This window comes from Streptomyces sp. NBC_00019 (assembly GCF_045041015.1).
GTDB lineage: Bacteria > Actinomycetota > Actinomycetes > Streptomycetales > Streptomycetaceae > Streptomyces.
In genome coordinates, this window is the sequence record NZ_CP108302.1 from 7,280,789 (window position 1) to 7,293,437 (window position 12,649).

A 12,649-nucleotide genomic window follows, 5' to 3' on the forward strand; every position below is an offset into this window, starting at 1 on the left:
GAAGTTTCACCGTGACCACCACGACCGACCTGGAGTCGTACGAGGACGCACTCGCGTCGTACGACCCCGTCATGGGCCTTGAGGTCCATGTCGAACTCGGCACCAAGACCAAGATGTTCTGCGGCTGTTCGACCGAACTCGGTCAGGACGCCAACACGCAGACCTGTCCCGTCTGCCTCGGCCTGCCCGGCGCGCTCCCGGTCGTCAACGCGACCGGAGTCGAGTCGGCGATCAGGATCGGTCTCGCACTGAACTGCGAGATCGCCGAGTGGTGCCGTTTCGCCCGGAAGAACTACTTCTATCCGGACATGCCGAAGAACTTCCAGACCTCCCAGTACGACGAGCCGATCGCCTTCAACGGCTACCTCGACGTACAGCTGGAGGACGGCGAGACCTTCCGTGTGGAGATCGAGCGCGCCCACATGGAGGAGGACACCGGCAAGTCGCTGCACGTCGGCGGTGCCACCGGCCGCATCCACGGCGCGTCCCACTCGCTGCTCGACTACAACCGGGCCGGCATCCCCCTCATCGAGATCGTCACCAAGCCGATCGAGGGCGCCGGCGAGCGTGCTCCCGAGGTCGCGAAGGCGTACGTCGCCGAGCTGCGCGAGCTCATCAAGGCGCTCGGTGTCTCCGAGGCCCGTATGGAGCAGGGCCAGATGCGCTGCGACGTGAACCTGTCGCTGCGCCCGCACGGCCGCGAGAAGTTCGGCACCCGGAGCGAGACCAAGAACGTCAACTCGCTGCGTTCCGTGGAGCGCGCCGCCCGCTTCGAGATCCAGCGGCATGCCGCCGTACTCAACAGCGGCGGGACGATCATCCAGGAGACGCGGCACTTCCACGAGGACACCGGGTCGACGACCTCGGGCCGCGTGAAGGAAGAGGCCGAGGACTACCGGTACTTCCCCGAGCCGGACCTCGTTCCGGTGGCCCCCTCGCGCGAGTGGGTCGAGGAGATCCGCGCCGGTCTGCCCGAGCTGCCGCTGGCCCGCCGCAACCGCCTCGTCGCGGAGTGGGGCATCTCGGCGCTCGACATGCAGGCGATCCTCAACGCCGGTGCGCTGGACCCGATCGTCGCCACGATCGACGCCGGTGCCGACGCGGCCTCCGCCCGCAAGTGGTGGATGGGCGAACTCGCCCGCAGCGCCAACGAGTCGGGCACGTCGCTGGACGAGTTGGCCATCACCCCGGCGCAGGTCGCCCGGGTCACCCAGCTCGTCTCCAAGGGTGACCTCAACGACAAGCTGGCCCGTCAGGTCATCGAAGGCGTCCTCGCGGGCGAAGGCACCCCGGACGAGGTCGTCGACAAGCGCGGTCTGAAGGTCGTCTCCGACGAGGGTGCGCTGACCACCGCCGTCGAGGAGGCCATCGCCGGCAACCCGGGCATCGCCGACAAGATCCGCGGCGGCAAGGTCGCCGCCGCCGGCGCCCTGGTCGGCGCGGTCATGAAGGCGACCCGCGGTCAGGCCGACGCGGCCCGCGTCAAGGAGCTGATCCTGGAGAAGCTGGGCGTCAGCGAGGGCTGAGGCAGTCGTGGGCAGGGCCCCGGAGGTGTGACCTCCGGGGCCCTGCTGTCACTTACGGCGTCCCACGACCCGCGCGAAACCGAGGACATGCTCGACGTCGGCGTGCATCAGGTCGACCGACCAGCGCGCCATGTCCGCCATGAACTCGCTCGGGCTCTCCGCGGCGCACGCCTCGCTCCACAGCAGCCAGTCGCGCCAGCCGTCCTCCAGCCAGTCGGCCGTCTCGACCGTCACGGCCCCGCTGCGCGTCCACAGCCGCCGCCACCAGGCGGGGGAGTGGAACGACCAGAAACCGGGGTCCTTCTCCCAGTACTCCTTCAGATGCGCCGGAGGGTCGTCGCCCTCCAGTTCCTCCCGAAGTGCCGGTACGACGATCCCGATCCGTCCGCCCGGCTTCAACAGCCGTGCCAGCGTGGGCAGATACAGGTCGTTCGTGCCGAAGTACTGATACGCGTCGACGGAGACGATCGCGTCGAACGTGCCCTCGCCGAACGGCAGGTCGTGCGCCTCGGCGTACACCGGCAGCACACGGTCGCCGACACCCGCCTCGGCGATGCGTACGGCGTTCTCGTCGGCCTTGACCCACAGATCGGCGGCGGTGACCTGGACGTCGTACTCCTTGGCGAGGAACACGGAGGTCATCGCGCGGCCGCAGCCCAGGTCGAGGACGCGGGCGCCGGGGCGCAGCTGGTCGAGGCCCAGCGCGGGCGCCAGCCACTCCAGCAGCCACAGCGCGTTCGGGCCCATCTGGTTCTCGATGACCCAGCGGACGTCGTAGCCGTTGCTGCGCGGATAGCGGCTCTGGGTCAGCCGCCGGACGAGGTCCTCACTCGAGGCACTCGGGGTGATGTCTGACATCGGTGAACGGGCTCCTTGAGTCCTTCGTAGGGAAGAGAGATGCGTAGGAGCTCGGTCGGACCTTCAAAAAATCAACCTGCTTCGGTCGGCGGCGGGAAGCCGGAGACGGCGGACGGCGGGACCGTAGCAGGGGGCGAGGCCGTCCGGCACCTGGTTTCTCAGGGTGACGCGCTACGCTCGCCCGCCATGAACGGACGAGGTGATTCCGAGATACCGGAGGAGTACGCGGACCCGGCCGAGGACGCGCGCCGGGCCCGCTGGACGGCCCTGGCCACCGGGGCGGTGCTGACGCTCGCGGGCATCGCGGCCTCGGCCCTCCGCCTCACGGGATCCGGCCCGACGCTCGTCCCGGCCGCCTACGCCACCGGGGCCGCGGTCTGTGCCCTCGCGTCGGTGCTCGGCTCCCGGGGACGCACCCGCAGGGCGCTGTGGCTGCTGATCGTCGGTGTGATGGTGATGGCGCTGGGCGACCAGTTCGACTGAGGTGACAGAGAGGACGTTACTGTCCTGTGATCTGTCTCCCACTCCTGTGAATAAACGCACGAATGCGGTAAACGATCATTTCTGGCTGCAAGAGTGGTCTCCGCATTGCTCATGCGTTCTTTGCGGGCCGTTCATCTTATGGGCGACTGTTCCCGGTCAAAGATCCATAAATCCACCCGGGAGCACGTTTCGTGGCAGCCCTCGCACGCTGGTGTGTCCAGCGCCGCCTCGTCGCCGTTCTGCTGTGGCTCCTCGCCTTCGGCGGGGTGACCGCGGCCGCCGTGGCCACCGGCTCGGCGTACTCAAACGACTACGAGGTCCCCGGCACCGAGTCCGGCCGCGCCACCCAGCTGCTGCAAGAAGGCTTCTCGGAGCTCGGCGGTGACAGCGACACCGTCGTCTGGCACACCACGTCCGGCACGGTCCGTGCCTCCGCCGTCGAACAGACCATGAACCGGACCCTCGACGAGATCGCGGATCTGCCCGGAGTGGCCACCGTCGTCAGTCCGTACGACGAGCAGGGCGCCACCCAGATCAGCGAGAACGGCCGCACCGCGTACGCCACGGTCACCTTCGACGACCGGGCCGAGGACATCGACAAGGGCCAGGCGCAGGCCGTCGTCGACACCGCGAAGGAGGCCGACAGTGACGGGCTCCAGGTGGAGCTGGGCGGCAGTGCCATCGCACTCACCGAGTCCTCGGGCGGACATCTCGCCGAGGCCGTCGGCGTACTCGTCGCCGCGGTCGTGCTGTTCCTCGCCTTCGGCTCGCTCGCCGCCTCGCTGCTGCCCATCGCCACCGCGCTGGTGAGCGTCGGCACGGCGTACGCCGGGATCGTGCTGCTCGGGCACGCCATGACCGTCGCCGACTTCGCGCCGATGCTCGGCATGCTGATCGGGCTCGGCGTCGGCATCGACTACGCCCTGTTCATCGTGACCCGGCACCGGCGCGGACTGAAACGCGGGCTGGGTGTCTCCGAGTCCATATCCAACGCCGTCGCGACCACCGGACGGGCCGTCGTCTTCGCGGGTGCCACGGTTTGCATCGCCCTGCTGGGCATGCTGATCCTCCGGCTGAGCTTCCTCAACGGCGTCGCGATAGCCGCCTCGCTCACCGTCGTCCTCACCGTCGCGGCCTCCGTCACTCTGCTGCCCGCCCTGCTCTCCTTCATCGGCATGCGCGCCCTGAGCCGGCGCGAGCGACGGCACCTGGACGAGCACGGACCCCAGCCCGAACTGCCGACCGGACTCGCCGCGCGCTGGTCGGCGTTCGTGGAACGCCACCCCAAGCTGCTCGGCGCGGTCGCCCTGGCCGTCATGACCGTCCTGGCCCTGCCCACGCTGGGGCTGCACCTCGGCACCTCCGACCAGGGCAACAACCCGCAGGCGTCCACCACCCGCCAGGCCTACGACCTGCTCGCCACCGGCTTCGGCCCCGGCGTCAACGGCCCGCTGACCCTGGTGACCCACATCGACGGCGCCGAGGACAAGCTCCTCCTCGACAACCTCGACGCCACCATCCGCACCACCGAGGGCGTCGCCTCGGTGACACCGGTGACCTACGACGCGGACGGGGACACCGGGTACTTCACGATCGTCCCGGAGTCGTCCCCGCAGTCCCAGAGGACCAGCGACCTCGTCGACCGGCTGCGCACCGAGGTGCTGCCGCGCGCCGAGACCGGCACCTCGCTCGACATCCAGGTCGGCGGTGTGACGGCGTCGTACGACGACTTCGCCGACGTGATCGTCGGCAAGCTGCCCCTGTTCGTCGGCGTCGTCATCGGCCTGGGCTGTCTGCTGCTCCTGCTCGCCTTCCGGTCCGTCGGTATCCCGCTGAAGGCCGCCGCGATGAACGTCGCCGCGGTCGCCGCCGCCTTCGGGATCGTCGTCGCGATCTTCCAGTGGGGCTGGGGGAGCGAGTTCCTGGGCCTCGGCCGGGCGGGACCGATCGAGCCCTTCCTGCCGGTGATCATGGTGTCCGTGCTCTTCGGACTCTCCATGGACTACCAGGTCTTCCTGGTCAGCCGGATGTACGAGGAGTGGCTGGAGACCGGCGACAACCGGCGGGCCGTCCGCGTCGGACTCGCCGAGACCAGCCGGGTGATCAACTCCGCCGCGGTCATCATGATCTCGGTCTTCCTCGCCTTCGTCCTCAGCGGCGACCGCGTGATCGCCATGTTCGGCATCGCCCTCGCCGCCGCCGTCGCCCTCGACGCCTTCGTCCTGCGTACGCTGCTCGTCCCCGCCCTCATGCACCTGCTCGGCGGCGCCAACTGGTGGCTGCCGGGCTGGCTGGACCGCCGGATGCCCCGCATCAGCATCGAGCCGCCCGAGTGCCGGGCCGCCCATGCGAGGCTGGACGGCGTTGTGGCGGAGCTGGAGAAGGAGCGGGACATCGATGTACGCGATATCGCTGGGTGACGACGCCGAACTGCGTCCACTGGAGCCGTGGCACGCGGAGGAGTTCCTGGCGAACCTGGACCGCGGCAGGGAGTTCATCGGGGAGTTCATCCCCTTCGGTTCCAAGGCGGTGGACGTGGAGTCCGCGCGCGAGACGCTCCAGCGCTACGCCCGGATGCGCGCCGACGACACCGGCGGCTACCACGGCATCTGGCTGGACGGAAAGCTCGTGGGCGGAGTGCTCACCCTCAACTTCGATGCCGCTCAGGGCAACGCCGAGGTCGGCTGCTGGCTGGAGCCCGCCGCCACCGGGCGCGGGCTGATCACCCGGGCGATGCGGGTGCTCATCGACTGGGTGATCGAGGAGCGAGGCATCCACCGCGTCGAATGGATCGCCGCCGCCGGCAACACCAACAGCCTCAATGTCGCCCGGCGGCTGGGGATGACCCGCGACGGCGTCCACCGTCAGGCGCACCTCTATGGTGGGACGCGGCACGATCTCGAGGTTTGGTCGGTGCTGGCGCCCGAGTGGCGTGAGGCACGCGCGCGTGCCGCTCACAGCGATCATTAAGAGACCTCTCAGACTGCGTCCGTACGGTGCGAGGTATGGGAACCAAGACTGTTGACGAGACCGGGGCCGAGACGGGCCCCGAGCCCAAGACCGACGAGGAGAAGGTGGACGTCACGAAGAGCGACGCCGTGGGCGCCGACGAGGTGACCGAGGCCCAGGTCGAGGCCGACGACGCCGAGGACGGCGACGAGGCCGAGGTCCTCGAGGGCCTCGGCGAGGACGAGAAGGAGGGCCCGTCCGGCGTCGGCCAGGGTGCGGCCGCCGTCGTGTCCGCCGGGCTCGGTCTTGTCTCCCTCACCGGTGGCTGGATCGGTACGGTCGCCGCCGCCCGCGAGACACTCGTGGGTCAGCTGGAGACGGCATCGACCGCGACCGTCGCCACGCAGGTCAAGGAGATCTACGGCGACGCCTGGCAGACCTCCGCCCTGTGGGCCGGCTTCTTCGCGCTGGCCGCGCTGATCGTGGGCGTCTTCGTGCTGGCCCGGCCCGCCTTCGGGGCGCCCGGCAAGCCGCAGGCCCCGTGGATCAAGTCGGTCGGCTGGGCGGGCGTCTCGCTCGGGGTCATCGGCCTGCTCCTGGCCGTCCTCAAGTACACCGACGTCCTGCTCGGACTGCCGTCCACGAGCTGAATCACCGCAGGTCACCGAGGGGTCTTAGGCCGAGCGTAAGCACCTTACGCGGCGCCTGAGGCCCCTTAGGCATGTCTAAGGCCCCCACGGCGGCCGAAGATGCGGAACTCTCCCGATGTGGCGGACCCGCCTTGGAGACGAAGGTAAAGGCATCGCAGAAAGCGAAGCACGAAACCGACTCTCCCAAGGGGACACCATGTACGAGTACGAGCTCTCCCAGCTTCGTTCCGCCGACCTGCTCCGTCAGGCCCAGCAGGAGCGTCTGGCCCGCGAGGCGGTCCGCAGCCGCCGCGCCGCCCGCCGCGAGGCAGCCGGCCACGACACCGAGGGCGAGGTGCATACCGGGCTCAGCCGCAGGCTCCGCTTCCTGCGCGCCGCGTGACCGCGGGGGAGGGGGACGGCCGCCCGCCGACCGAGGCGGCCGTCCCCCTGAACGTCCGGTTGGTGGCAGTGGGCACCATGACGTTGGAGGCGGACACGCTCCCCGCGAAAACCGGTGCCGCGCTGTCGGACCCCCGTGCGATGCTCGGGCCCGTGGAGACCAGGTCCGTCAGTCCCGTGTTCGTAGGTCGTGCCGATGAGCTGACCAACTTGAACGAGGCGCTCGCCCGTGCCGCCGCGGGCGAGCCGCAGGCGTTGCTGATCGGCGGCGAGGCCGGCGTCGGCAAGACCCGACTCGTCGAGGAGTTCGCCACCGCGGCCGGCGGACAGGGCGCGGTCGTCGCGCTCGGCGGCTGCGTCGAGATCGGCGCCGACGGACTGCCCTTCGCCCCGTTCTCCACCGCGCTGCGCGCCCTGCGCCGCGAACTGCCGGACGAGATGACCGTCGCGGCCGCGGGCCAGGAGGAGGAACTGGCCCGGCTCCTGCCCGAACTGGGCGAGGCGCCCCCGGGACGCCACGACGAGCAGAGCATGGCCCGCCTCTTCGAACTCACCGCCCGCGTACTGGAGCGCGTCGCCGCCGACCGCACGGTCGTCGTCGCCCTCGAAGACCTGCACTGGGCCGACGCCTCCACCCGCCACCTCCTCGCCTACCTCTTCCGCACCCTGCGCACCGGCCGCCTCGTCGTCCTCGCCACCTACCGCGCCGACGACATCCACCGCCGCCACCCGCTGCGCCCCCTGCTCGCAGAACTCGACCGGCTGCGCACCGTCCGCCGCCTCGAACTCGGCCGCTTCAACCGCACCGAGGTCGGCCGTCAGATCGCCGGCATCCTCGCCTCCGAACCCGACCCGGCCACCGTCGACGACATCTTCGAACGCTCCGACGGCAACGCCTTCTTCGTCGAGGAACTCGCCGTCGCCGCCCACGAGGGCTGCTGTGCCGGCCTCACAGACTCACTGCGCGACCTGCTCCTGGTCCGCGTCGAGGGACTGCCCGAGAGCACCCAGCGGGTCGCCCGGGTCGTCGCCGAGGGCGGCTCCACCGTCGAGTACCGGCTGCTCGCCGCCGTCGCCGGGCTCGCCGAGGACGACCTCATCGAGGCGCTGCGGGCCGCCGTGAACGCCAACATCCTCAGCGCCGCACCCGACGGCGACGGCTACCGCTTCCGCCACTCCCTGGTCCGCGAGGCCGTCAGCGACGACCTGCTGCCCGGCGAGCGCTCCCGCCTCAACCGCCGCTACGCCGAGGCCCTGGAGACCGACCCGGCGCTCGTGCCGGCCGACGGCCGCGTCATGCGCCTGGCCAGCTACTGGTACCACGCCCACGACGCCGCCAAGGCCCTGCCCGCCGTCCTGGACGCCTCCGTCACCGCCCGCCGCCGGCACGCCTACTCCGAACAACTGCGGCTCCTGGAACGCGCGATGGAGCTCTGGGACACCGCACCCGAGGACGTACGGGCCGGCCTGCGCCCCGTCGACTACGCCGAGGTCTACCCCGCCTGCGGCTGCGACCCGGCCACCACCCCGCTGCGCTACCTCGACCTGATGGCCGAGGCCGCCGTGGCCGGCCGGCTCTGCGGGGAACGGGAACGCGCCCTGAAGATCACCAAGCGGGCGCTGCACCTCCTGGAGGAGGAGGGCGATCCGCTGCGCAGCGCCTGGTTCTGGGTACAGCGCTCCCGGCTGATCTCGGCGCTGTCACGGGGCGACGGCTGGCAGGAACTGGCCACCGCCCAGGAGCTGGTACGCGGCCTGCCGCCCTCCGAGGTGCACGCCGAGGTCCTCGCCAGCGTCGCCAACTGGTCCATGGTGCACGTCCCCGGCCCCGACGCCTTCTCCGCAGCCGAGCGCGCCGTGGAGTACGCGCGCATGCTCGGCGTCCACGAGATCGAGATGAACGCCCGGCTCACCCTCGGCAGCCTCAAGGTCCACGCCGGAGACATCGACACGGGACTCGGCGAGATGCTGGAGGTCAAGCGGGAGACGGTCGAGCACGGCCTCTCCGCCGTCGCGGCCCGCGTCTATGTGAACCTGCCGGACGCCCTCGAAGCCGTCGGACGCTCCGCCGACGCCGTGCCCATCCTGGAGGAAGGGCTTGCCTACACCCGGCGGTTCGGCCTCCCGGACAGCGAGGCCTGGGCCTGGGGCAACCTCGCCGAATCCCTCTGCAGCCTGGGCCGCTGGGACGAGGCCGCCGAAGCCTCCGTCAATGCCGGGCGCGTCGGGCAGAGCGCCAAGCCCCGCGGCTTCCATGCCCTCCTGCGCGCCGAACTCGCTCTCGCCCGAGGAGACCTGGCCGAGTCCGGCCACCAACTGGCCGCGTCCCGAAGCCACTTCGGCAGCCACGACCGGCCGCCCCAGAACGAGATCCCCCTCGCCCGCATCGCCATCGGCGTCGCCGCCGGCGAGGGCCGCCTCCTGGACGCCCGCGCCGAACTCGAACGCGCCATGGACACGGGCTTCCCGCCCGACACCCAGCGCTACGCCTGGCCCCTCCTCCGGACCGCCGCCGCCATGGAGGCCGACGCCCTCGGCCTGCCCGCCGCCGACCCCGGCCGCGCCGAACTCCTCGAACGCATCCGCACGGCCGCCAGACCCCTGGCCACCAACGTCCCCGTCTGGCAGGCCTACGAACGCTGGGTCCGCGCGGAGCTCCTGCGCGCCGAGGGCACGAGCGACCCCGACGACTGGTCGGAGGTGACCTCCGCCTTCGAGCGCCTGGAGCGCCCCTACGACCTCGCTCGCGTCCGCCACCGCCTCGCCGAGGCCCTCCTGACCACCGGCGGCGAGGACGAACGCGACCGCGCCACGGAGCTGCTCCGCCTCGCCCACGCCGTCGCCCGCCACCTCGGTGCCCGTCCCCTGACCGACGCCGTCACCCAGCTCGCCCAGCGCGCCCGCCTCCCCATGGCCCGCGCCCCGAAGCGGTCCCAGGCCCCCTCAGCCGATTCCCTCGGCCTCACCGGCAGGGAGCGCGACGTCCTGCGCCTGGTCTCCGCCGGCCGCAGCAACCGTCAGATAGCCGAGGAGCTGTTCATCTCCCCGAAGACGGCCAGCGTCCATGTCTCGAACATCCTGGCCAAGCTCGGCGTCTCGGGCCGGGGCGAGGCCGCGGCCGTGGCACACCGGCTGGGGCTGTTCCCGGCGGAGCCGCTCACCGGCCGGACGGCGGGGTGAGGCCCCGAGGGAGCGGGGGACACAGGCCCACCATTCGGACGAACGGCGTCAGGCTTACGCTGTAAAGGACGTCGGCCCAGGGAGGTCCCGTGTTCAACGCCTTCGAGGAACTGTTCGCACCCGGTCGAAAACACACCCAGGACGAAGAGAACCGGCTGGCACTGACACGGGAGGACATCGGTGACAACGACCCCGGACGCGGGCCGATAGACCTCGCGTCCGGCAAGGTCGTCGTACGGCGGCCGACGGCGGCCGAGGACGGGTCCGCCCAGGACTGACGGCCCGGTCAGCTCACCTGTACCTGCAGGACCCGGTCGTCCCCCTCCTTCGGGTCGCCCCTCCCGTCCGTGTTGCTGGTGACCAGCCACAGCTTGTCGCCGCCCGCCGACACCACCGTGCGCAGCCGGCCGTACTCAGTCTCCAGGAACGCCTGCGGGTCTGCCGAGGCCTCCGTGCCCTTCAGAGGGATGCGCCACAGGCGCTGGCCCTTCAGCCCCGCCATCCATATCGAGCCCTCGGCGTAGGCGATACCGCTGGGGGAGGCGTCATCCGTGGCCCACTGGGCTATCGGGTCGCGGAAGTTGCCGTCGTCGGACTTGCCCTCGGCCTCCGGCCAGCCGTAGTTGCCGCCCGGCTCGATCGCGTTCAGCTCGTCCCAGGTGTCCTGGCCGAACTCCGAGGCGAACAGACGCTGCTTGGCGTCCCAGGCCAGGCCCTGCACATTGCGGTGGCCGAACGAGTACACCGGCGAGTCGGGGAACGGGTTGCCCGGGGCCGGCTCCCCCTCCGGCGTCAGCCGCAGGATCTTGCCGCCCAGGGACTTCTTGTCCTGGGACAGACCGGTGTTGCCGCTCTCGCCCGTGCCCGCGTACAGCATCTTGTCCGGGCCGAAGGCGATCCGGCCGCCGTTGTGGATATAGCCCTTGGGGATGCCCTTGAAGACGGTGTCCGGCGCGCCCAGCTGCTCGCCGGACGGCTTCCCCTCCTCGTACAGCATGCGGACGATGCGGTTGTCCGAGGCCGAGGTGAAGTAGGCGTAGACCATGTGGTCCGAGGCGTAGTCCGGTGACAGCGCCAGGCCCATGAGCCCGCCCTCACCGGCGGGGGAGACCCCCGGCACCGCGCCCAGCTCGGTCTTCTTGCCGGTCTCCCCGTCGACCCGGGTGATCGTCGCCTCGTCCCGGGAGGAGACCAGCAGATCGCCCTCGGGCAGCGGGGCCAGGCCCCAGGGGGTGTCCAGCCCGGTGGCGGCCGTGCGGAGCACCTTCACCGAACCCTTCGCGGGGGGTGTCTCCTCGGCGGCCTGCTGGGTGGGGGAGGCCGCCGACGTCGTGCTGCTGCCCGGTGTCGCACCACCGCCCGACGCCCCGCCGCCGTCGTCGTCCGAGGAACATCCGGCCGTCACCAGGAGCGCGGTTGCGGCCAACACGGCCGACACTGCTCGTCGTTGCACGATCTCGGTCCCTTCGACGCGGTGGCTTCTACTGTTCTTACACCGCTCGGGCCTCACAGGTTCCCGATCTCCGGGACCCGAACCGCGACGGGCCTCTCAGCCGCAGGATTCCGTCAGTCCCAGGATCCCCGTGCCCCCGGCAGTGCCGCCACCTCCGCCAGGTCCTGCGCGGAGAGCCGCAGCCCCGCCGCCGCCGCGTTGTCCGTCACCCAGCGCTCCTGCTTGGCGCCCGGGACCGGGACCACGTGGCGGCCCCGGGACAGCACCCACGCCAAGGCCACCTGGGCGGGTGTGACGGCGTCGCCGTGGCGGGCGGCGATGCGGCGCAGGCCGACGACGATCGGCTGGTTGGCGGCCATCATCTCCGCCGTGAAGCGGGGGTGGCGGGCGCGGACGTCGTCCGGTTCGAAGCCCTCGCCAGGGGTCAGGGTGCCGGTGAGGAAGCCGTTGCCCAGCGGCATCGCCGCCAGGAAGCCGACCCCGCGGGCCTCGCACCACGGCAGCAGCGACTCCAGGGCCTCCGGCGACCACACCGACAGCTCCGCCTCCACCGCGCTCACCGGGAAGACCTGCTGGACGCGCTGCAGCTGGCGGATCGTCGCGTCGTGCAGACGGGCCCCGGACCGACGGCCGCCGCGCGCGCCCACCGCGCACAGCCCCAGCGACCGCACCTTCCCGGCCTGGACCAGCTCCGCCATCGCGCCCCAGGTCTCCTCGACCGGGACCTCGGGGTCGGCCCGATGCAGCTGGTACAGGTCGATCACGTCCGTCTGCAGCCGCCGCAGCGACGCGTCGCACGCCCGCTTCACATAACCGGGCCGGCCGTTGGCCACGATGTGCTGCTCGCCGACCAGCAGCCCCACCTTCGTCGAGACGAAGGCCTCCCCGCGCCGCTCCTTCAACACCCGCCCCACCAACAGCTCATTGGTGAACGGGCCGTACATGTCGGCCGTGTCCAGCAGCGTCGAGCCCAGGTCCAGCGCCCGGTGCACGGCCCTGAACGACTCCTCGCCCCGCTGCCGCGACCCGCTGTAGGCCCAGCTCATCGGCATGCAACCGAGTCCGACATCCCCCACCGCGAGCGCCGCCGCCCCGATCGTCCTGCGCTCCACCTGCTCGTGACCCTCCCTCTTCCGGCACCCCACAACCTAACCTCTGCGCCCTCACGC

General features: G+C 71.1%; 11 protein-coding genes. 8 read left to right on the plus strand and 3 right to left on the minus strand.

What is annotated here, in order from left to right:
* Positions 1 to 11 precede the first annotated feature (11 nt).
* Complete coding sequence (gene gatB / locus OHU89_RS34500; protein WP_405648819.1) at positions 12 to 1,526, plus strand: Asp-tRNA(Asn)/Glu-tRNA(Gln) amidotransferase subunit GatB; 1,515 nt, start codon at positions 12 to 14, stop codon at positions 1,524 to 1,526.
* 48 nt (positions 1,527 to 1,574) lie between these two features.
* On the opposite strand, the gene OHU89_RS34505 is transcribed toward gatB, so the two are convergent.
* A complete protein-coding gene (locus OHU89_RS34505; RefSeq protein ID WP_405648821.1) occupies positions 1,575 to 2,384 on the minus strand; it encodes a methyltransferase domain-containing protein in 810 nt (269 codons plus the stop codon).
* A gap of 186 nt (positions 2,385 to 2,570) precedes the next feature.
* Here OHU89_RS34505 and OHU89_RS34510 point away from each other — a divergent pair, with 186 nt between their 5' ends.
* From OHU89_RS34510 to OHU89_RS34540, 7 genes are all read left to right on the plus strand, one after another.
* Positions 2,571 to 2,867 (plus strand): hypothetical protein, encoded by a 297-nt coding sequence (locus tag OHU89_RS34510; protein ID WP_266887722.1) that lies wholly within the window; start codon positions 2,571 to 2,573, stop codon positions 2,865 to 2,867.
* 191 nt (positions 2,868 to 3,058) lie between these two features.
* Positions 3,059 to 5,287 (plus strand): MMPL family transporter, encoded by a 2,229-nt coding sequence (locus OHU89_RS34515; protein ID WP_405648824.1) that lies wholly within the window; start codon positions 3,059 to 3,061, stop codon positions 5,285 to 5,287.
* Entirely contained in the window at positions 5,265 to 5,837 is a 573-nt protein-coding gene (locus OHU89_RS34520; protein WP_405648827.1) for a GNAT family N-acetyltransferase, read from the plus strand. Before OHU89_RS34515 ends, OHU89_RS34520 begins: the two co-directional genes overlap by 23 nt.
* Positions 5,838 to 5,872: 35 nt before the next feature.
* Positions 5,873 to 6,466: a hypothetical protein gene (locus OHU89_RS34525; RefSeq protein ID WP_405648829.1), complete on the plus strand. Its 594-nt coding sequence runs from the start codon at positions 5,873 to 5,875 to the stop codon at positions 6,464 to 6,466.
* Between the two features lie 196 nt (positions 6,467 to 6,662).
* Complete coding sequence (locus OHU89_RS34530; protein WP_046261676.1) at positions 6,663 to 6,848, plus strand: hypothetical protein; 186 nt, start codon at positions 6,663 to 6,665, stop codon at positions 6,846 to 6,848.
* A gap of 140 nt (positions 6,849 to 6,988) precedes the next feature.
* Positions 6,989 to 10,027: an AAA family ATPase gene (locus OHU89_RS34535; protein WP_405654782.1), complete on the plus strand. Its 3,039-nt coding sequence runs from the start codon at positions 6,989 to 6,991 to the stop codon at positions 10,025 to 10,027.
* 89 nt (positions 10,028 to 10,116) lie between these two features.
* Positions 10,117 to 10,305 (plus strand): DUF6191 domain-containing protein, encoded by a 189-nt coding sequence (locus tag OHU89_RS34540; RefSeq protein WP_405648831.1) that lies wholly within the window; start codon positions 10,117 to 10,119, stop codon positions 10,303 to 10,305.
* A gap of 8 nt (positions 10,306 to 10,313) precedes the next feature.
* Here the strand turns inward: OHU89_RS34540 and OHU89_RS34545 are convergent, their stop codons facing one another.
* A complete protein-coding gene (locus OHU89_RS34545) occupies positions 10,314 to 11,480 on the minus strand; it encodes a PQQ-dependent sugar dehydrogenase (protein ID WP_405648833.1) in 1,167 nt (388 codons plus the stop codon).
* 113 nt (positions 11,481 to 11,593) lie between these two features.
* Entirely contained in the window at positions 11,594 to 12,592 is a 999-nt protein-coding gene (locus OHU89_RS34550; RefSeq protein WP_405648835.1) for an aldo/keto reductase, read from the minus strand.
* Between the last annotated feature and the right edge of the window lie 57 nt (positions 12,593 to 12,649).

Bases quoted from the DNA above. Each gene is read 5' to 3' on its own strand.
- OHU89_RS34530 (WP_046261676.1), top strand. From the start codon at position 6,663: ATGTACGAGTACGAGCTCTCCCAGCTTCGTTCCGCCGACCTGCTCCGT.
- OHU89_RS34505 (WP_405648821.1), bottom strand. From the start codon at position 2,384: ATGTCAGACATCACCCCGAGTGCCTCGAGTGAGGACCTCGTCCGGCGG.
- OHU89_RS34510 (WP_266887722.1), top strand. From the start codon at position 2,571: ATGAACGGACGAGGTGATTCCGAGATACCGGAGGAGTACGCGGACCCG.
- OHU89_RS34525 (WP_405648829.1), top strand. From the start codon at position 5,873: ATGGGAACCAAGACTGTTGACGAGACCGGGGCCGAGACGGGCCCCGAG.
- OHU89_RS34520 (WP_405648827.1), top strand. From the start codon at position 5,265: ATGTACGCGATATCGCTGGGTGACGACGCCGAACTGCGTCCACTGGAG.
- OHU89_RS34535 (WP_405654782.1), top strand. From the start codon at position 6,989: ATGCTCGGGCCCGTGGAGACCAGGTCCGTCAGTCCCGTGTTCGTAGGT.